General features: G+C 38.4%; 20 protein-coding genes. 14 read left to right on the forward strand and 6 right to left on the reverse strand.

The window, feature by feature from the left end:
- Positions 1-5: 5 nt before the first annotated feature.
- Positions 6-2,639, forward strand: coding sequence for a TonB-dependent receptor domain-containing protein (locus tag NRL14_RS02800; RefSeq protein WP_306723941.1), 2,634 nt, complete (start codon positions 6-8; stop codon positions 2,637-2,639).
- 92 nt (positions 2,640-2,731) lie between these two features.
- Here NRL14_RS02800 and NRL14_RS02805 read toward each other — a convergent pair whose 3' ends face one another.
- On the reverse strand, positions 2,732-3,151 hold the full coding sequence (locus NRL14_RS02805; protein WP_007377594.1) for a hypothetical protein: 420 nt from the start codon (positions 3,149-3,151) through the stop codon (positions 2,732-2,734).
- Positions 3,152-3,419: 268 nt separating this feature from the next.
- On the opposite strand from NRL14_RS02805, the gene asd reads away from it, so the two are divergent.
- Together asd and NRL14_RS02815 are read left to right on the forward strand one after the other, a co-directional pair.
- The gene (gene asd, locus NRL14_RS02810; RefSeq protein ID WP_306723942.1) at positions 3,420-4,559 is read left to right on the forward strand and encodes an aspartate-semialdehyde dehydrogenase; all 1,140 of its coding nucleotides are present in this window, start codon (positions 3,420-3,422) and stop codon (positions 4,557-4,559) included.
- A 253-nt stretch (positions 4,560-4,812) separates the two neighbouring features.
- Positions 4,813-5,937, forward strand: coding sequence for a DUF748 domain-containing protein (locus NRL14_RS02815; protein WP_306723943.1), 1,125 nt, complete (start codon positions 4,813-4,815; stop codon positions 5,935-5,937).
- A gap of 88 nt (positions 5,938-6,025) precedes the next feature.
- Here NRL14_RS02815 and NRL14_RS02820 read toward each other — a convergent pair whose 3' ends face one another.
- The gene (locus tag NRL14_RS02820; protein WP_149606769.1) at positions 6,026-6,835 is read right to left on the reverse strand and encodes an ion transporter; all 810 of its coding nucleotides are present in this window, start codon (positions 6,833-6,835) and stop codon (positions 6,026-6,028) included.
- 100 nt (positions 6,836-6,935) lie between these two features.
- On the opposite strand from NRL14_RS02820, the gene NRL14_RS02825 reads away from it, so the two are divergent.
- The 5 genes from NRL14_RS02825 (at position 6,936) to NRL14_RS02845 (ending at position 9,131) form a co-directional block, all read left to right on the forward strand.
- Positions 6,936-7,148: a hypothetical protein gene (locus NRL14_RS02825; protein ID WP_007377590.1), complete on the forward strand. Its 213-nt coding sequence runs from the start codon at positions 6,936-6,938 to the stop codon at positions 7,146-7,148.
- Between the two features lie 17 nt (positions 7,149-7,165).
- Positions 7,166-7,447: a hypothetical protein gene (locus NRL14_RS02830; RefSeq protein WP_306723944.1), complete on the forward strand. Its 282-nt coding sequence runs from the start codon at positions 7,166-7,168 to the stop codon at positions 7,445-7,447.
- A gap of 69 nt (positions 7,448-7,516) precedes the next feature.
- Entirely contained in the window at positions 7,517-7,708 is a 192-nt protein-coding gene (locus tag NRL14_RS02835) for a YwbE family protein (protein WP_007377588.1), read from the forward strand.
- On the forward strand, positions 7,708-8,226 hold the full coding sequence (locus NRL14_RS02840) for a DUF4240 domain-containing protein (protein WP_007377587.1): 519 nt from the start codon (positions 7,708-7,710) through the stop codon (positions 8,224-8,226). The genes NRL14_RS02835 and NRL14_RS02840 overlap by 1 nt, the downstream gene beginning before the upstream one ends.
- 443 nt (positions 8,227-8,669) lie before the next feature.
- Positions 8,670-9,131: a hypothetical protein gene (locus NRL14_RS02845; protein WP_306723945.1), complete on the forward strand. Its 462-nt coding sequence runs from the start codon at positions 8,670-8,672 to the stop codon at positions 9,129-9,131.
- 20 nt (positions 9,132-9,151) lie between these two features.
- On the opposite strand, the gene NRL14_RS02850 is transcribed toward NRL14_RS02845, so the two are convergent.
- The 3 genes from NRL14_RS02850 to NRL14_RS02860 form a co-directional block, all read right to left on the reverse strand.
- Positions 9,152-10,411 (reverse strand): Y-family DNA polymerase, encoded by a 1,260-nt coding sequence (locus NRL14_RS02850; protein ID WP_306723946.1) that lies wholly within the window; start codon positions 10,409-10,411, stop codon positions 9,152-9,154.
- On the reverse strand, positions 10,399-10,812 hold the full coding sequence (locus NRL14_RS02855) for a S24 family peptidase (protein WP_007377584.1): 414 nt from the start codon (positions 10,810-10,812) through the stop codon (positions 10,399-10,401). Before NRL14_RS02855 ends, NRL14_RS02850 begins: the two co-directional genes overlap by 13 nt.
- An 80-nt stretch (positions 10,813-10,892) precedes the next feature.
- A complete protein-coding gene (locus NRL14_RS02860) occupies positions 10,893-11,312 on the reverse strand; it encodes a MarR family winged helix-turn-helix transcriptional regulator (RefSeq protein ID WP_306723947.1) in 420 nt (139 codons plus the stop codon).
- A gap of 134 nt (positions 11,313-11,446) precedes the next feature.
- Here NRL14_RS02860 and NRL14_RS02865 point away from each other — a divergent pair, with 134 nt between their 5' ends.
- From NRL14_RS02865 to NRL14_RS02875, 3 genes are all read left to right on the forward strand, one after another.
- Entirely contained in the window at positions 11,447-12,190 is a 744-nt protein-coding gene (locus tag NRL14_RS02865; protein WP_008139016.1) for a siderophore-interacting protein, read from the forward strand.
- Between the two features lie 141 nt (positions 12,191-12,331).
- Positions 12,332-13,321 (forward strand): LLM class flavin-dependent oxidoreductase, encoded by a 990-nt coding sequence (locus tag NRL14_RS02870; RefSeq protein WP_306723948.1) that lies wholly within the window; start codon positions 12,332-12,334, stop codon positions 13,319-13,321.
- Positions 13,322-13,618: 297 nt separating this feature from the next.
- Entirely contained in the window at positions 13,619-14,632 is a 1,014-nt protein-coding gene (locus NRL14_RS02875) for a patatin family protein (protein WP_007377580.1), read from the forward strand.
- Positions 14,633-14,725: 93 nt separating this feature from the next.
- Here NRL14_RS02875 and NRL14_RS02880 read toward each other — a convergent pair whose 3' ends face one another.
- Positions 14,726-15,157: an Lrp/AsnC family transcriptional regulator gene (locus tag NRL14_RS02880; protein ID WP_149606764.1), complete on the reverse strand. Its 432-nt coding sequence runs from the start codon at positions 15,155-15,157 to the stop codon at positions 14,726-14,728.
- Positions 15,158-15,328: 171 nt separating this feature from the next.
- Between NRL14_RS02880 and NRL14_RS02885 the strand changes: the two genes are divergently transcribed.
- The 3 genes from NRL14_RS02885 (at position 15,329) to NRL14_RS02895 (ending at position 18,835) form a co-directional block, all read left to right on the forward strand.
- Positions 15,329-16,399, forward strand: a complete 1,071-nt coding sequence (locus tag NRL14_RS02885) for an ornithine cyclodeaminase (RefSeq protein WP_182672346.1) — start codon at positions 15,329-15,331, stop codon at positions 16,397-16,399.
- Positions 16,396-17,307: a citrulline utilization hydrolase CtlX gene (gene ctlX, locus NRL14_RS02890; RefSeq protein ID WP_306723949.1), complete on the forward strand. Its 912-nt coding sequence runs from the start codon at positions 16,396-16,398 to the stop codon at positions 17,305-17,307. Before NRL14_RS02885 ends, ctlX begins: the two co-directional genes overlap by 4 nt.
- 121 nt (positions 17,308-17,428) lie before the next feature.
- Positions 17,429-18,835 (forward strand): sodium:alanine symporter family protein, encoded by a 1,407-nt coding sequence (locus NRL14_RS02895; protein ID WP_149606761.1) that lies wholly within the window; start codon positions 17,429-17,431, stop codon positions 18,833-18,835.
- The last annotated feature ends 106 nt before the right edge of the window (positions 18,836-18,941 follow it).

The raw sequence follows: 18,941 nt of genomic DNA on the forward strand, positions 1-18,941 counted from the left end.
TAAACATGAAACAATTTTCCAAACATTTTAGTTTATCAGCTTTAAGTACCGCAATTTTATGTAGTCTAAGCATGTCAGTTAATGCTGCTGAAGTTGATGATGAAGCTGTACTCGAAGAAGTTGTGGTTAGTGCTAGTCGTTTAAAAGGCACTGCAACGGCTGTACTTGAAGAGCGTAAGCAACAAGCATTTGTTGCCGATATCATGGGAGCAGAGCAAATATCCCGTAGTGGTGACAGCGATGCTGCGGGCGCTTTGCGCCGTGTAACGGGTCTTACATTAGTTGACGGTAAGTTTATATATGTACGGGGTTTAGGCGAGCGCTATTCGAGTACGCAATTAAATAGTGCTGCTGTGCCAAGTCCTGATCCAACACGTTCAGTTATCCCTTTGGATTTATTTCCAGCAGGTATAATCGAGAGCTTATCAGTACAAAAATCTTATTCACCATCAATGCCTGCTTCATTTGGTGGTGGTAATGTAGATATAAGATTAAAAAGTATTCCGAATCAGTTTGTTTTTGATGTTACAGGTCAGTTAGGTTACAACAGCAACAATTTTGATGATGGCCTTGAATACAATGGCGGTTCTGATGATTGGTATGGTTTTGATGACGGCACACGTGAAATGCCCGATTCGATTAAAGCTATTTATAAATCAGGTCAATCAATTGATGATGTTACACCTGAGCAAAGTCGTGCATTAGCACTTGATTTAAATAGAGATTATGACCCAACTGAAACAAGTTTAGACCCAAATACTAAATTTACTGTAACACTGGGTAATAGCTTTGAGTCAGGTGATTGGCGTTATGGGTTTTTATCTGCTGTAAGTTACGATAATAAATATTTTGTAGGTGAAGAATACCAAGGGCAAGATTTCCGTCTAGGGGAGTCTACTGCTGCGCTTACGCGAGGTTATGACAAAGTGACCTCTAGTGAGCATAACGTAAAGCTTTCTGGGATGTTTAATTTTGGTATTGAGTACGATAAGTCTCATCGTATTGATATTAGTTCGCTGATACTTCGTGATACTGAAGACAAAGTTAGAGACCGGTTAGGTATTGATGAGAACAACAATCAATCGGATAACAAACGCATTCGTTCTTACGATATTAGCTACGAAGAGCGTGAGTTAATTGTAAATCAGATTAAAGGCACGCATACGTTTGATTGGTTAAACTTTGCAGGCTTTGATTGGAAATACTCTAATGGTCGTTCAAATCGTTATGCACCAGGTAACTTAACAACGCGATTTATTGTTACTGATGAAAACGAAGATGGTAATTATGATGTTCAAAATGAAATCGCTTTAACTAATGCAACAACGGCAGCACGCTATACGTATCAAGATTTAAATGATGAAGTAGAGAATTACGGGTTTAACTTCACGTTCCCTATTATGCTTGATGGCGTTGATATTGAATTAAAATCAGGTGCTGATTTTATATCAAAAGAACGCTCAGCGTCTAATCGTCGTTTTGACATTAATACGCGTGCCTTTAGCGGTGTAGATTTAAATGGCAATAAATTAAACAGCATTTTATCTGACGATGTAATTGCTAATGCTCAGCTTAATTTACCTATTTTAAATGATACGACTGTTTCCGGTGATGATTATAGGTCGGCTCAAAAAACGGATGCTTATTATTTTGAAGCAGATTTTTTCTTCAATAATAAATGGCGTATAAGTGGTGGTATTCGTTGGGAAGACTTTAGGCAAGTGTCTGTCCCTTTAGATCCATTTACAGGGGGTCTTGACTCATCAATTGAGTACGACGAGCTTGCAGATTTAGCTTTTCAAGAAGATGATGTTTATGGTGCGTTAGCATTTACATATGTTTATGATGATGAAACCCAATATCGTTTAAGCTATGGTGAAACAGTTGTACGCCCTGATTTACGTGAGATCTCAGAATCAACATATATCGATCCACTTACAGAATATCCAGTAGGGGGAACACCGGGCCTGCGTACAACACAAATCAAAAACTATGATTTCCGATGGGAAAATTACTACGATACAGGTGAAAACTTTTCAGTAGGTTTATTTTATAAAGATATGACTGACCCTATTGAATCAGTGCAATCACCTTCTCAAGACGGTCCTCCATTAGTACGAATAGCGAATGCTGAGGAAGGTTATGTATCAGGCATTGAATTTGATTACCTAAAAGATTTTACTTTTTTAGGTGGTATCGGCCAAGATATCTTTTTAAGTGGTAATGTTACATTAAGTGATTCTGAAATAAAGTTAGATCGACAAGCAATTGTGGATCAAACAGGGGTTTCAGCTGCTGTAACAAATACAAAGAGACGTTTAACCGGACACTCTAAATACGTGGTAAATATGCAGTTAGGCTACGATGCGCCAAGTGGAGAGCATGCTGCGACAATTATTTATAATGTATTTGGTGAACGTATCATTATACCGGGTATTGAAGGTCAAGAGGATTGGATGGAGCAGCCATTTCATTCTGTAGACTTAAACTATACTTACTTCCCTGATTTCAATTCGAGCATTAAGTTTAAAGTGTTGAATATTTTAGGCCAAGATCAAAAAATTGAAGCGGATGGAGTATTAACTCGTTCTAAGGAAAAAGGAACTGAGTTTTCGGTTGAGTATAAGTATCAATTTTAACGCATAGCTTTGCCCAAGGAAGGGAATTATAATAACCATAGTTACCGATTAGCCCCGTTATTTAACGGGGCTTTTTTGTGTCAATATTTTTTCTATTTGCACTTTATAGTTGCATAGAGCTGATAACATTGGTTTTTACTACCAGTACTTTTCATGCCCCATGATTGGTTATACCAATCGAAGTCTCCGTAGGCGCTTTCATCCTCTCCGCAGGTAATTGTGCTTCCAGAAATTTCTTGATTGTGACCACGCTCTTCACAAAATTGATTTCCATTTGTAGAACCCACAAAAAACAGCTCTAAGCGCCCATTTATCCAAACCTGTGGTGCGTAATAGGTTGTTGCAGTATTTACCAATATACCTTGTTGCTGTTCCATATTTATTTCTGCGCGCTCAAAGGATACTTTTTCATTTTCTTTTAGCGTTATTGTGCTTGCTGAAAGCGTAGTATCTGCAAATACATTAAGTGATACTGAACTTAAAGTAAGTAGAGCAAGAGTGAATGTCTTCATTATCTTTTCCTTTAGTTGAATGTAGAATTACACAAAACATCTTTATTCAATGTGTCTATTAAGCGTGGTAAATATAAGTTTCAACAAGGTTAAGCTTTTATTAAAGTTTAAAATAAGCACTGCATGCCTTTGCATTTTTTACACTATGAAAAAAATTTGAGTTCTACTTTATTCACTAGTTTTAGGGGGCTGGTGGTGTTATTTTGACGTTAATGAAAATTAAATCTCACGCAATGAATTTAATTTTTAATGTATTAAGGCATCTTTTATGAACAAAACAGTGGAAAAAACAATGAAAAAAGTAGGATTAGTCGGTTGGCGTGGCATGGTAGGCTCCGTGTTATTAGAACGTATGCAGCAACAAAGTGATTTTGCCCATATCGACACTACCTTCTTCACCACCTCGCAAGCGGGTCAGTTAGGACCGGACATTGCAGGCGATGCAAAACCATTGCTTGATGCAAGTGACATTAGCGAACTTGCTAAAATGGATATTATTGTTACTTGCCAAGGCGGCGATTACACCAATTCCGTATATCCAAAACTTAGAGAATCTGGTTGGGATGGCTACTGGATTGATGCCGCTTCAGCACTGCGAATGAGTGACGATAGCATTATAGTACTGGATCCTGTAAACAAAGATGTTATTGAACAAGGCTTAGCGCAAGGCGTTAAAACGTTTGTGGGCGGTAACTGTACAGTATCGCTAATGTTACTTGCATTAGGTGGTTTATTTGAGCAAGACCTAATTGAATGGGTAAGCCCAATGACTTACCAAGCAGCGTCGGGCGCCGGTGCACGAAATATGAAAGAGCTTATTGCACAAATGGGCGCTATTCATGCAAGTGTCGCAGATAAACTAGATAACCCAAGCTCTGCTATTTTAGAAATTGATAAGATAGTAAGCGAAAAAATGGCTTCAAGTGATTTGCCACAAGACCAGTTTGGTGTGCCATTAGCAGGCAGTTTAATTCCGTGGATTGACGTACCTATGGCAAGCGGTCAGTCTAAAGAAGAATGGAAAGCGCAGGTTGAAGCCAATAAAATTTTAGGCTCTTCTAAGCAACCAGTGCCAATTGATGGTTTATGTGTACGTATTGGTGCAATGCGCTGTCATAGCCAAGCAATGACCATCAAACTACGTGAAGATATTAGCGTAGACAAAATTGAAGAAATTTTAGCCTCGCATAATGAATGGGTTAAAGTTATCCCAAATGAGCGCGAAATTAGCGCTACTGACTTAACCCCAGTTAAAGTAACGGGGACATTAAGTATTCCTGTTGGCCGTATTCGTAAATTAGCCATGGGCCCTAAATACATAAGCGCGTTTACAGTGGGAGATCAGCTCTTATGGGGCGCCGCAGAGCCATTGCGCCGCATGTTACGCATTATTATTGATGATGAGTAAACATTGTTAGTAAATTTTATTTTTCAGGGTTAGCAATTTGCTAACCCTTTTTATTTAACCTGCTTTACCAGTTTATAAATCGGGCTTTGTAAACTGGTACATCATTTGCTGTAATTCCCATGTTAACCAGCTAACTACAACAAACCTTATAGAATACGTATTTTACTCGCATTATATGTACTGCTATTACAAAATTGCGTAGTTTTTACATGTTTAAAATACTGCTTTGTAGGTGGAAATAAAGGAAATTACAATGCGTTCATTTTTAAATTCATTACACCGTAAATGGTTCAGCTTTCTTGTCGTAATTGTATTACTGCTAATTACCCTCAGAATAGCTGCGCCTTATGCAGTGCAGCAGTATGTAAATTACCAGCTAAAACATACGCAAGGTATTACGGGACATATAGGTGATGTAGATTTGTTTTTATATCGTGGCGCTTATGCCATTGACGATGTAGAAATTTACGCTACTAACGCAACCACAGCACCTAGACCTTTACTTGCGGTAAAAACACTTGATTTTTCACTTGCATGGTCGGCGCTTTTAAAAGGGAATCTGGTAACAAATATGGCTTTTATGCGCCCTGAAATTGTTATTTATGATAAAAACCCAAACGCAGCAGAGCAAAATCAACGTGTAAAAGATGAAACAACTTGGATCGGACTCGCCAACGATTTGGTGTTGTTCTCAATCGATACCTTAACTATTGAACAAGGTAAGTTGTCCCTAGTTAATGCAACTAGTCAGGGTGAAAATCCCACTTTTATATCAAATATCAATGCCAGAATTGAAAACATAACGAATGCTCAAAACCTATCAAAAACACTTGTGACTACTCTAAACGTAGAAGGTGCGTTAATGGGGGAGGCGGCATTAAGGCTTAATGGCAAATTAGACCCTTTTAGCAAGCACGCTAATTTTGATTTTAATGCAGAGGTACAGCGCTTTTCAGTTGAAAATTTAGACACTGTATTTAAAGTATATACACCGTTTGATATTGAAGCAGGGGGTATTGATGGCGCTATGGAACTTGTGGCTAAAGACAATAACTTAAATGGTTATGTAAAAGCAGGCGTTCAAAACCTTAGTGTTTTTTCGTGGCGCGAAGATATAGAAAAAGATGATGACGGCATATTTACTGCTATATTTGAAGGCAGTGTTGATTTACTCGGCTCTATACTCGAAAACGATGAATCTAAACTTGTTGCTGCACGCATTCCTATTGAAGGTCAACTAGATAATACGGATGTTTCGACTTTCCAAGCTGTTATTTCTGTACTAAAAAACGCATTTTTTGATGCGTTTAAAATGAAAGTAGATAACATCATTTCTTTTGAAGATACGGATAACAAATCTAATAACGAGGATAATTAAAGCATTTTGGGAATGCATGTTTTAGTTGAATGCCTAAGCTGCACCCACTTTTTAAACTTTAAGTGGGTGCTTTAGTACTCTTATCAGATTAGTTTTTGCGGCTACTCAATAGCGCTTTAAGCTCAGCAATTTGTGATTGTAGTTCGTTTACTTGTCCTTGCGTTGCAGGTAATGAGCTGTCGTCTGCGAGCTCTTCTCGCGCTTTTCGGTGCTCCTCGCTCATAACTTCTAAAATGGCACCTACCATCATATTTAAAAATACAAATGCGGTTAAAAATATAAATGTAAGGTAGTAAATCCAGCTTAATTCGTACACCGCCATTGTTTCGTACATTATGTCGGTCCAATCTTCAAATGTTGCTACCCTAAACAAGGTAAGCATTGATATTGAGACGTCTTGCCAAAGTACGGGGTTTATTTCAGCAAACATCATGCTGCCCATAGCGGCGTAAATATAAAAAATAACAAACATTAATAAAGCGATATAACCCATTTGCGGAATAGCTTTGAGCAGAGAGTTAACCAATAAGCGCAGCTCTGGGATCATCGAAACCAATCGCAGTACTCTAAATATGCGCAGTAATCGTGCAATTAGCATCGTAGAACCTGCTGCAGGGTATAAGCTACCTAGTACTATAATTGTATCGAATATATTCCATCCCTTAGAAAAGAAGTCTTTTATACCTTTACTTGCAATAAAGCGGATTATTAGTTCAATTAAAAAGAATGCGGTAATGCCAACGTCCATCCAATTTAGAGCAAGCTCTACCGTTGGATGCAGTGAGTAAGTGTGCGCACCTACTGTTAGGGCAGAAACAATAATTACAGCTATAACAAATGATTGAAATATCTTGCTTTTGTCTATACGCTGAAACAACTTTTGTAACTGCGACATCATAATAATGGGTCCTGTGAGTATTAAGGTTTAATGGCGCTAATATACAATAATATTGTAATAATTTAACGCTTTTTCGATATCGAAAGTGTAAGGAAATTTAATGTTTATCAATAAACTAAAAAACAGCGCATTACTTATTATCGGATTTTGTATTTTGGCTGGTTGCAGCTCTGATGCACGTTTTCACGAAGTTCAATCTGCACGTCTTGATGAGTGCAACTATAAAGCGGATAAAGAATATTACGAATGCTTAAATAAACAGGACTCTAATTACGAAGAGTTTAAAAAGCAGCAGCAAGCCCAGACTAAATAAGTAGCGATAGTACATTTATGACTAAAACTCAAAAACAACGCGATAAGCAAATTCGCTCAGTATTGACTATTGCGTGTGAAACAATAAAAGAAACCGTATTTGGCTTTCACTATTTAACGCATTCAGTGGATTTAAATAACGAAACAGACACGTTAAAAGTGCAGTGCTTTTTTAATGATGATATAGCTCTTGAAAGTGCAACCCCCCAGCTTGACGAATTAAAAGATATTATACTAAATCAGCTAGCAAGTATTAAACTGAATATTAAACCAGCACATATCTTATTTTTCGCCAATTAATAGTGGTTTAGTTGGTTTGACAGCACAGTGATGTTTATAATTACATAAATTACTTTAAAGGTTTCAATTATGGCCGTTCCTACGCGTTCGCAAATTTCACCAGGCATAACAGTAAATATTGTATTAAAAGAAGATCAACGTAGCGGTACATTAACCGAAGGTGTTGTTGAGCGTCTTTTAACAAAATCACCTAATCACCCGCACGGTATTAAAGTACGTTTAGAAGATGGTCAAGTTGGCCGAGTAAAAGAGATTTTATAATGGCAGCGTTAACAGAACAGGCTTTTTGGGAATTAGTAACCACGCCTGATTTAGGGCTCGATCCGCAAAGTGTGAGCGATAACCTAAAAACTAAACTTAATGATTTAAGCGATCAACACCTTATTGATTTTGATAAGCACTTTGGCATACATATGCGCAAATGCTTTACCTGGGATTTGTTTGGCGCCGCCTTTGTAATGGCTGGGTGTAATGACGATTACGGTTTTAGCGAGTTTAGATGTTGGTTAATTTCTCGCGGTAAAACAGTATTCGAAAACGCCTTAGAAAATGCTGACTCGATAGCGCAGTGTACACCTGTTTATTACTTAAACGAGCAGCCTTATCCGTATATTGATGAGTATGATTTAATAGCCGGTTTATTATTTGAAGAACGCAGCGAAGACGAATTGCCGTTTATTCCATCAGGCAGCGATGAACCCAAAGGTAAACGTTTTAAAGACAAACCTAAGTTTTTAAAGCAAAGCTACCCTTTATTATTTGCAAAGTACTGGCAATAAAATAAACAGTAATTTTTGTACTACCTAAACAATTTAATGAGTCCAATTTCTCCTTACAAGTAAGCGCATTGATATAAATCGTTTTGTTGTTTAAGTACGTATTAACTAAAGTATTTAACAGCAAAATGGTTTGTAATGCAGTATCTAGGAGGAATCTTTGTTGATTTAAACGTATTTAATCTAGAGGGATTTAATTGCGGCACGAGGTTTGTAACCTAGTGAGCTCGGTAATTGCTTCTGCGTTACCTTATTGGCTTATACACATGTAAGAATAAGTAATAGTCGAGCAAAGCTTCCGCTAGCTGCTCACGCCTTGGTTACTGAATACGACTTCTCTCCTTTTATAGTAAATCTCTGTTATAGTTGTTAAAAGTTATAAAAGCTAAGTGATTAGGCATTTTGCTATTATTTAACACGCTGACTCACGAGGATACACCCACGAAATGAAATATTTAACACTCGCTTTATTAACTGTCGCTTTTACAAGTGCAAATGCTTTTTCTGAGCCGAGTAATAAAACACGATTTATACCGCTTTTAAAGTCAAAATTGGGAGCCTACGAAGTTGTGTCGGCCAATTCTGGATTATGTGTTAATAGTAATTTGAGTTTGACAGATGAAAGTGATGCAAGTGCGGGTTTTAAACTAGGTAAGAAAATTATATTTGGATCGCTCCACAATGGTACCCGAACCATTAAAAAACCAAACTTTTGTTTTATAACCAGCACACTTAAATATAAAAGTGATGGCCTTGAAAACGGTTTAAGAATGAGCCGTTGTGAAGATGCAATAAACGAAAAAACAATTAGCCAAAGTATCCAATTTTTAGCTGATAACACACTAAAGTACACATTGAGCAAACCCAGTGTAGAGTGCACATTTAAAAAAGCAGATGAAAGTAAATAAAGCATCTAGTAAGTAGCAAATCATTCGCAGTATATTTTAGGGATATCGCGCCAACGCGTGGTGTACTGCGGCGACAAAAAATCACGGTTCATGTGCCACCGGTCATTTAATTTACTACTAGCTAAACTAAGCATTCCTTTCCCATACCGTGTATTTATAGCATCTAGGCAACTCATTAATTGTGGGTTGTCAGTACGTTGGTTAAACAAATCACTTTGTTGAAATTGCTGTGACGTAAGTTCTAAAGCGCCTACACCACACTTGTAAAACCTAACTGCAGGTTGGTATATTTGATCAAATACCTCAGATACAGCATTAGCCATCACGCAGGTATCGTTAGTGGGTGAGGGGAACTTATACACAAACGACTTTTTATAATATCTATTTTCGTGCGCGCCACTGGCTGCAAAAATATAAAGCTGGTGAGTGAGCGAACGTTGCGCTCTTAGCTTATTAGCCACTGTGGTTACATGGTTAATTAGCGCCGTTTTAAGGGCTGTTGGCTCACATATGCGCTCTCCAAAACTACGGGTCGAATAAATTTCCCGCTTGTCTTGTCGTACATCATCCCAGTTTAAACATGTTATCCCGTTAAGCTCGCTTACTGTACGTTCAACAACCACACTAAATGCACGGCGCATTGCTTTAGGGTTTTGCTGAGCAAGATCCCAGGCGGTGTGTATATTCATTATTTTAAGCTTTTTAGCTAGTCGCCGGCCTATTCCCCATACATCTTCGCAGCTCATTCTTTGTAAAATAGCTTGGCGAGTTTGTTCGCTATTTATTACTGCTACACCATTAAAACCACTGAGTTTTTTAGCGGCGTGGTTAGCGGCTTTTGCTAAAGTAGGGGTTGGGCCAAAACCTATACCTACAGGAAGCTTCGTTTCGCGCCACACTGTGCGCCTTATTGTATGGCCGTATTCGTGCCAGTCTTTAATTAATGATGTGTAGCCATTAAAGTGCAAAAACGATTCATCAATACTGTATATGTGTTGTGTATCGCAAAAGCGGCCAATAATATTCATCATCTTGTCGCTTAAATCAGCATAAAGCTCGTAATTGCTAGAACGAATAACAACGTTGTTTTGCTCAAGTAAATGTTTAACTTTAAAGTACGGGCCAAATTTAGGAATATTTAAGCGCCGAGCAATAGGGCAAATAGCGCATACACAGCCATCGTTATTAGTAAGTACAACCACGGGTTTGGATCGAATAGCAGGGTCGAATACTTTTTCGGCACTGGCATAAAATGACACAGCATCAACTAAGGCATACATTTTAGTAACTCTGGGCTTTGCCTGTGCATTCTTATTGATAGCGTTACTACGCCTTCGAGCTGAAACTCGTCTGCAGAGGTTAGTTGTACAGGCTTATGTAAAGAAGAAGCTGAAAGCAGCCGCGCATTGGTTTTATCAAGCAGTTTGCATACAAAAAGACCATTTAAGTTAGCAACAATAACGTCACCATTTTTTACCGGCTCTGCACGGTCGATAACTAATAAGTCACCTTCAAAAATTCCGACTTCTTGCATAGAGTTACCCGATGCAATACCAATAAACGTAGCATCTGGATGCTTTATTAAAAGCTCATCAAGGGTTACACCTAGCTCGGTGTACTGCGCTGCGGGTGATTCAAAACCACACACGCCTGCTTCTATATAAATGGGAATGACAAACATAACACAACCTAAAATGCATATACTGTATAAGTGTACAGTATATGCATTTTGTGTAAGTTATGCCAAGAATGTATGGCTGATCAATCCATGTTTTTGATCATTTTTTGTGCGGTATCTAAAAAGTCTTTGATTTGTTGAGGGTTTAAGTTTTTACACATTTGATTATTTATTTTTTGCTCTGAGGCTAATAACTTATCAAAAAGAACTTTACCTTGCTCTGTGAGCGATAAAATAAAGCAGCGTTTATCGTGCTCACTCGCCTGTTTATTAATTAAATTTAAGCTAATAAGATCTTTAATTAAACGTGCTATTTGCGCTTTATCGCGCTGCGTTTTAGTAACAATATCGTTAGCCGTACAGTTATTTACGTTCGCGATAATATGTATGCAGCGTACGTGCATAGCATTAATACCAAGTTCGCCTGCGTTAATTGCTTCACGAATTGTTACACGGTAATTTTGCATTAATTCAAACAGCGTATTTGATAAAGGTGTATTCATAGAACTCTCAATATAGTTGACAAAGTCAATTAACTTGTTATAGTTGATTTTATCAACCAATGGGGCGTTGTGCAATGCCTGCTTTTTATAGCAGGTTGGTATTAAAGTCTAAGTTTTGTAAAACGAGGTAATACATGAGTAAACAAGTTCGCAAAGCCAACGTATTAAGTACAGAGCAAATCACACCGCATTTACAGCGCATTGTTGTAGGCTCTGAAGATTTTAACGACTTAACCTCACAGTACATTGGTAACTATGTAAAAGTACTATTTCCAAAAGATGGTGAAGTAGATTTTAACTTAAAAACAGCCTGTATGCGATCATACACAATAAGGCATGTAGATGCACAAACAGGCTCGCTAACACTTGATTTTGTGATAAATATGCACCAAGGTCCGGCAACTGACTGGGCTAAAATTGCAAAAGTAGGCGACGAGTTAGGTATTGCAGGTCCTGGCCCTAAAAAGCTAGATAATTATGCGCATTCGCATTATGTATTGCTCGGCGATTTAACATCGGTAAATGCAATAAAAGGGTATGTGCAGCAATTACCTTTAATTTCAAAAATTGATGCCTTTGTACATGTACCCACCGAAAAAGATATTATTGATTTAGAAACAAGCCGCGATGTTAATTGGCTTGTTACCGACAACGCTGACGAGGCGCTACTTAGCGCGCTTCAAAATTTGCACATTACAGCAGAGCCTCCCATTGTATTTATGGCATTGGAAGCTGGGCTTGTTCGTAAAGCAAAAGCACTGCTAACAGAGCAATTTAATATACCACGCGGTAATATTTTTTCCTCAGGGTATTGGAAAAAAGGCGTGGATTCAGAAGGCTATAAAAAGCTGCGCCAACGTGATGCACAGCTTGCCTGAATACCTTAGAGCAAAATAACATATACCTATTTTGCTCTAATACCACTGCGTAACTTGAATTGACCTAATAGCAGACCCATTTAAGTGTTTTATGCTAATGATGTAATCCATTATTAGCATGCATTTTTAGGAGCTGCTATTTTGTTAAATTCCATTCCTTTTTCGTTATTAGAACTTGCCCCCATGATCAAAGGGGACAGCGTTACTAACACTCTTCATAAAAGTACTAAATACGCTCAACGTGCTGATGAGCTTGGCTTTAACCGTTTTTGGCTTGCTGAGCATCATAATATGCCTGGTATAATTTGTGCGGCCACTTCAATTTTGGTTGGTCACATTGCAGGTAATACCAAAAAGATACGCGTTGGATCGGGCGGTATTATGCTGCCAAACCACTCCCCATTAGTTGTTGCTGAACAATTTGGTACATTAGAGAGTTTATATCCAGGGCGAATAGATTTAGGACTCGGGCGCGCACCTGGTAGCGACCCTGTAACGAGTCGTGCATTAAACAACGATATGAGCCGTGCAGAAAACTTCCCAGGTGAAGTAACTGAACTGCAAACATTGTTAGGTTCTTACAATGGTACACACCTTGTACGTGCTATACCGGGGGAGGACACAAACGTGCCTATTTGGTTATTAGGCTCGAGTTTATTTAGCGCGCAACTAGCGGCGCAAAAAGGGTTACCGTATGTATTTGCAGGACATTTTGCACCGCGCTTCGTGCACGATGCAATAGCGCTGTATAAGCGCGAATTTAAAGCATCAAGCGTACTTGATAAGCCATACGTAATGCTTGCACTGCCTTTAGTGGCTGCAGATACCGACGATGAAGCGCAATACTTGTCGACTACTTCTAAGCAACGTGTACTCGAACTTATACGCGGTAATGAGCTGTGGCTAAAACCACCTGTTGAAAGCATGGACGGGTTATGGAGCGAACAAGAACGCGCTCATGTAGAGAACTTTTTAAGCCTAAGCGTAGTAGGAGGACATGTAAGTATTAAACACAAGTTAGAGATGATAGCGAAACAGCTAGAAGTAGATGAGTTTATATTTACCAATGATGTATTCGATAGTGAAAAACGCCACCGTGCACTCGAAATTTTAATGGAAATAAAACATTAGCTCAAAAACTATTAGTTTAGATAGTGTAGTTAAGCAAGCGTACACCTTGCCTCTGTTAATGTTGCAGGCATCAATTAAAGAACATTCATTTATACATTGAATTAATTTATGTGATGTCTGCAAAGTTTAAAACCAGTCTTTTTTTAAATAACTAGCTTATAGTAAGTGGATTTAGTAACTATATAGCGTTCTGTTTTATCAATCGAACTGATTTAAACAATCCGTTTTAAGATATCACTTTTATTTTTTATAATGTATGTATTAAACCAAACATCATTAAATAAAGGTAGGTTCACCGTGAAGTCTCTAAATAGCGCAACAGCTAATTCAGTTAACAAAACAGCGCAACCAAAAGTTGCACTGGTTGCTGAAGGTGGCGGGCAGCGAGGGATCTTCACAGCGGGCGTGCTTGATGCGTGGTTAGAGCAAAGCTATGACCCTTTTGATTTATTCATTGGTACTTCAGCGGGTTCGCAAAACTTAACTAGCTACTTAGCGCGTCAAAAAGGCTACGCTAAACGCCTGATTAGAGGGCTTTCGCGTAATAAGCGTTTTTTTCAGCTTGGTCGCGGATTAGTGGGTAAGCATATAGTTGATTTAGATTGGTACTTTGACAAAACCACTGAAGTAAACAGAGCTATAGATTTCAAAACAGCGAAAACTAGTTTAGGTGAGCGCGAGTTACTTATAACAGCTACAAATGCACGAGACAGAAAAGCTTATTACTTATCGCCAACTGGTGATAGTGGTCAATGGCGTGATTTGTTAAAGGCTTCTAGCGCACTGCCGTTTTTATACAAACAAGGTGTAAAGTTAACACCTTGGTTAAACGCAAAAGCAGCGAATGAAACACATCTTGTTGAAGAGCAAGCACAGAGCGACTTTTATCTAGACGGCGGTTTAGCCGCTCCACTACCCGTGCGTGAAGCTTACAACCGAGGCGCTCGTAAAATTGTGGTAATAAGAACGGTTGACGCTAATTTTCAAGCGCAATCTGCATGGGTACAAAAGCTAAGAACATTTGCTATAGCATCAGGTTATTGTCCAAAAACATTGGACTACTTAATACAGCACGAAAAAGCGTATTTAGATGAGCTTGAGTTTATTGCAAATCCACCAAGTGATGTGGAAATAATACAAATTTTTGCAGACGAAAAACTGCATAGCAAATTATTAGGTAGTTCAAATAACGATTTACGTTTTGATCATAAATTAGGCTTGGCTGCAGGTCGGTCTTATTTAGCGAAGCAAAGCCAATTTGAGATCAGCAATACGCATAACTACTCACAAAGCGAGTATCGTTACAATTAAGCCAATCGGATACCCAAATCATGAATAATACTGGAACTTGAAGTTGCAGTATTATTCATTCAAAAATTTTTCAATTGAAATATTAAAAATAACTTAAGTTGATGAAAGCAATATGCTTGTTTCACTATTTAAAATACCGTCAATTTCACGTACTTGCCTTAGCACTCCATCAAACTCACTTAAATTTGCAGCTTGTAGTTCTGCAACTAAATCCCATGCACCATTAGTGGTGTGTAATTTTATAAGCTCGGGTATTCCGCGCATTGTTTTAATTACTTGTGAGGTAGATTTACCAACGACTTCTATCATCATAATTGCGCGCACGGCTTCTGTTTCTATGTGTTCGTGAACGCGTACAGTAAACCCTAATATAGCGCCTGAGTTAACTAATCTATCTAATCTATTTTGCACTGTCCCGCGTGATACATTTAAAGATCCGGCTAAAGCTGAAATAGAAGCGCGGCCGTCTTTTCGTAATTCTGCTATTAAAGCATTATCAAGAGAGTCATAAATATAGGGAGTCATAAATCAAACCTTTAAAGAAGTTACTGACTAAAATACATAAATTGCACATAACTGCATAGCAAAATGATAAAAATTAGTACTATTTGTGTAATTAATTACCATATTAAATAGCACGAAGCCTCGCTAAACTTGTTTTAAATTAACTAATACATTTATTCAAGGGGTTTCAACATGAGTCATTTTATAGCACAGCCAAAACAAGGCGTTCCATTTATTAGCGTTCAGGCAATGGCTAAGCATATAAATAGCTTAGGGGTCGAAAACGTTTTGCTAGATCTAACACATAAATTAGAAACCGACTTTGCCCGTTGGACGGAGTTTGATAAGTCACCTCGCTATGCAGCACACTCACCAGAGGGTGTAATAGAGCTAATGCCAGTGAGTGATGGCCAAATGTTCAGCTGTAAATATGTAAATGGTCACCCAAAAAACACCTTTAGAGAACTTCAAACAGTCGCTGCATTTGGTATTTTAGCCGATGTAGATAGTGGCTATCCGGTTATGATAAGCGAAATGTGTTTACTAACAGCACTACGTACAGCCGCAACTTCTGCAATGGTAGCTAAATATTTAGCACCTAAAAACTCAACAACCCTTACTTTAATAGGCAATGGCGCTCAATCAGAGTTTCAGGCACTCGCTTTTAAAGCGGTACTAGGTATTACGCATATTCGTTTATACGATATAGATAAAAGCGCCTCTAAAAAAGCATTTGCTAATTTAAGTGCATGCGGATTAAACGTGGCTATTTGTAATAGTGTACAAGAGGCAGTAAAAGGGGCTGATATTATCACTACCTGTACTGCTGATAAAACTAACGCTACTATTTTAACAAACGACATGATCCCACAAGGTGTGCACATTAATGCCATAGGTGGTGATTGCCCAGGTAAAACAGAGTTAGATGCTAGATTGCTTGAGCGTGCTAATGTATTTGTTGAGTACGAGCCGCAAACTCGAATAGAGGGCGAAATTCAACAAATGAGTCCAGGCTTTACAGTAACTGAGTTTCATAAAGTTATTAATAAGCAGTCGCTTGGTCGTACTAGCCAAGATGAATTAACCATTTTTGACGGCGTTGGCTTTGCGAGCGAAGACTTTACAGCACTGGTATTTATACGCGATGAGTTAATTAAAACGGGCGAGTTTGCTTTGCTTGATTTAATTACACAACAAGCGGACCCTCGTAATTTATTTTCAGTGCTTAGTGATCAACCATTAGTAAAAGAGCACGTGGCATGAGCGAAGTAAACCAAGCCCCCAGAGCTGTAGTGATGGTAAGACCGCATCACTTTACATCTAACCCACACACAATGCTCGATAACGCATTTCAAAGTGAATGCTTAGCACAAAACCAAAGTGAACAAGCATTTAAAGAGGTGACTAATGCCGTACAAATATTAAAAAATGAAGGGGTAACAGTTCACCTTTTTGAAGATGAGCAAACACACACTCCCGATTCAGTTTTTCCTAACAATTGGTTTTCAACTCATCAGAGTGGCCAATTAATAATCTATCCAATGTTTGTAGAAAACAGAAGGTTAGAATATCGAAAAGATATTATTGATTTTTTAACGGATCACTATAAAGTGTCTTCAGTGACTGATTATTCATTTTTATCGAAAGAAAATTCATTTCTTGAAGGCACTGGTTCACTGGTTATCGATCATCAAAATAAACTCGCTTACGCGGTAGAATCAAAAAGAACTACCAAGTCGGTGGTTAATACAATATGTGAGCAATTAAAACTATCACCCATAGTGTTTAACGCATATGACGAACAAGGAACTGCGGTTTATCACACTAATGTTTTAATGTGTATTGCTACAAAATTTGTAATGATCAGTTTAAATATGGTGCCAATTAATCAACGTGCACAGTTAGCTAAACATTTTTTAAAAAGCCATCATCAAGTTATCGATTTAACGCTTGAGCAAATTAATAACTTTTGTGGCAATGCTATTGAGCTACAGGGTAAAAATGGTCGTATTTTAGCGTTATCGCAAACTGCGTTTAATGCACTTACACCTGAACAAATAATAGTTATACAAAAAACGGCTAAGCTTGTGCCATTACCAATACCTACTATTGAGTCGGCTGGTGGCTCAGTTAGGTGCATGATTGCAGGAGTTCATTTGCAAAATAAATAATGTATAGTTTTAAGGCAGCTTAGCTGCCTTATTTGCATTAAATTTTTAGTCGATGTCGCAAGCAAATGCCGTTATACCCAAAACAGGGTATTAATATAAAAAATATAAGAAGGAATTAGCAATGTTCGATACCGTCGTCAAAAGCGTAAACAACCTTTTATGGGGAGAAGGGCAAGTACTTATTTATATACTCTTGTTTACGGGGGTATGGTTTTCAGTACGACTAAAAGCAATTCAAATACTTAAATTTAAACATATGTTTAGCCTTTTAAAAGGCAGTAGCAAATGTAAAAAAGACGACATTTCATCATTTCAAGCGTTGTGTACAGGGCTTTGTGCGCGGGTCGGTACCGGTAATTTAGCCGGTGTGGCGGTTGCAATTTCACTTGGTGGCAGCGGCGCTATATTTTGGATGTGGGTTATAGCCATATTGGGTATGGCTACAGGCTTTGCCGAAAGTGTACTTGGGCAAGTATATAAAGTGCGTGATAGTGGCGGCGAGTTTAGAGGCGGCCCTGCATATTATATTCAACAAGGTTTGGGTAGCCGGGCGTTTGCCATTGTGTTTGCCGCGTGTTTATTTTTAGGTTACGGCTTTACGTTTAGCGCAATGCAAACGAACACAATTACCGACGCACTTAATTACGCGTTTGAAGTTCCTACATTTTATTCAGGCCTAGTTATTACAGTACTAGCAGGCTCAATTATACTCGGTGGCTTTAAAGCAATTGCCCGATTTGCAGAGCGTGTTGTGCCAATAATGGGCATTGTGTTTGTACTTGCCGCCGTTATTATTACGATTATAAATTTCACGCAAGTACCCGCCATGCTTAAAGATATATTTTTATCAGCATTTGGTTTACAAGAAGCCGGAGCGGGTGCAATGGGCGCTGCCATTAAAAACGGTATTCAACGTGGTTTATATTCTAATGAGGCCGGTGCAGGTAGTGTGCCGCATGCTTCAGCAAGTGCCAGCCCAATTCCTAATCACCCTATAACGCAAGGTTACATACAAATGCTAGGCGTATTTTTCGATACAATCGTACTGTGTAGCTGTACCGCAGTGATCATTTTATTAGCCGATATAGACATAAGCGGTGAAATGGAAGGCATTCGTTTAACACAAAGCGCGATGACCGCTCACTTAGCACAAGGTGGTGTTTACTTTGTAGCAGCCGCTATAACCTTATTTGCTTTTACATCGGTAGTGGCAAACTACGCCTATGCAGAGAGTAACTTGCACTTATTTAAGCTCGACAACAAAGTAGGGCGCGGCATTTACACTTTGCTGTATTTATCAATGATGTTGTGGGGCGCGTCGGCCACCTTAAAAGAAGTCTGGGATTTAGCCGATATTGCTTTAGGGTTAATGACAGTGGTTAACGTTATCGCTATTATACTGTTAACGCCGACTATTTTGTCTGTCACGAGCGATTACCACGCACAAAGAGACAAAGGTTTAGAGCCCGAATTTAAAGTAAAAGATGTAAAAGTACAGGGCAAATGCGAAGACGGCATTTGGGATTAACTCACGTATTTTAAGCACACTTAACTATAAAAAGCGGTTTTATGGCAACATAAATCCGCTTTTTACTTTGCATAAATATTCACTTTCAGTATTGTAAAAATAACTG

Origin of the sequence: Pseudoalteromonas sp. 20-92 (assembly GCF_030847595.1) — a bacterium.
Taxonomy (GTDB): domain Bacteria; phylum Pseudomonadota; class Gammaproteobacteria; order Enterobacterales; family Alteromonadaceae; genus Pseudoalteromonas; species Pseudoalteromonas fuliginea.

Bases quoted from the DNA above. Each gene is read 5' to 3' on its own strand.
- NRL14_RS02800 (WP_306723941.1), top strand. From the start codon at position 6: ATGAAACAATTTTCCAAACATTTTAGTTTATCAGCTTTAAGTACCGCA.
- NRL14_RS02805 (WP_007377594.1), bottom strand. From the start codon at position 3,151: ATGAAGACATTCACTCTTGCTCTACTTACTTTAAGTTCAGTATCACTT.
- asd (WP_306723942.1), top strand. From the start codon at position 3,420: ATGAACAAAACAGTGGAAAAAACAATGAAAAAAGTAGGATTAGTCGGT.
- NRL14_RS02815 (WP_306723943.1), top strand. From the start codon at position 4,813: ATGCGTTCATTTTTAAATTCATTACACCGTAAATGGTTCAGCTTTCTT.
- NRL14_RS02820 (WP_149606769.1), bottom strand. From the start codon at position 6,835: ATGATGTCGCAGTTACAAAAGTTGTTTCAGCGTATAGACAAAAGCAAG.
- NRL14_RS02825 (WP_007377590.1), top strand. From the start codon at position 6,936: ATGTTTATCAATAAACTAAAAAACAGCGCATTACTTATTATCGGATTT.
- NRL14_RS02830 (WP_306723944.1), top strand. From the start codon at position 7,166: ATGACTAAAACTCAAAAACAACGCGATAAGCAAATTCGCTCAGTATTG.
- NRL14_RS02835 (WP_007377588.1), top strand. From the start codon at position 7,517: ATGGCCGTTCCTACGCGTTCGCAAATTTCACCAGGCATAACAGTAAAT.
- NRL14_RS02840 (WP_007377587.1), top strand. From the start codon at position 7,708: ATGGCAGCGTTAACAGAACAGGCTTTTTGGGAATTAGTAACCACGCCT.
- NRL14_RS02845 (WP_306723945.1), top strand. From the start codon at position 8,670: ATGAAATATTTAACACTCGCTTTATTAACTGTCGCTTTTACAAGTGCA.
- NRL14_RS02850 (WP_306723946.1), bottom strand. From the start codon at position 10,411: ATGTATGCCTTAGTTGATGCTGTGTCATTTTATGCCAGTGCCGAAAAA.
- NRL14_RS02855 (WP_007377584.1), bottom strand. From the start codon at position 10,812: ATGTTTGTCATTCCCATTTATATAGAAGCAGGCGTGTGTGGTTTTGAA.
- NRL14_RS02860 (WP_306723947.1), bottom strand. From the start codon at position 11,312: ATGAATACACCTTTATCAAATACGCTGTTTGAATTAATGCAAAATTAC.
- NRL14_RS02865 (WP_008139016.1), top strand. From the start codon at position 11,447: ATGAGTAAACAAGTTCGCAAAGCCAACGTATTAAGTACAGAGCAAATC.
- NRL14_RS02880 (WP_149606764.1), bottom strand. From the start codon at position 15,157: ATGACTCCCTATATTTATGACTCTCTTGATAATGCTTTAATAGCAGAA.
- NRL14_RS02885 (WP_182672346.1), top strand. From the start codon at position 15,329: ATGAGTCATTTTATAGCACAGCCAAAACAAGGCGTTCCATTTATTAGC.
- ctlX (WP_306723949.1), top strand. From the start codon at position 16,396: ATGAGCGAAGTAAACCAAGCCCCCAGAGCTGTAGTGATGGTAAGACCG.
- NRL14_RS02895 (WP_149606761.1), top strand. From the start codon at position 17,429: ATGTTCGATACCGTCGTCAAAAGCGTAAACAACCTTTTATGGGGAGAA.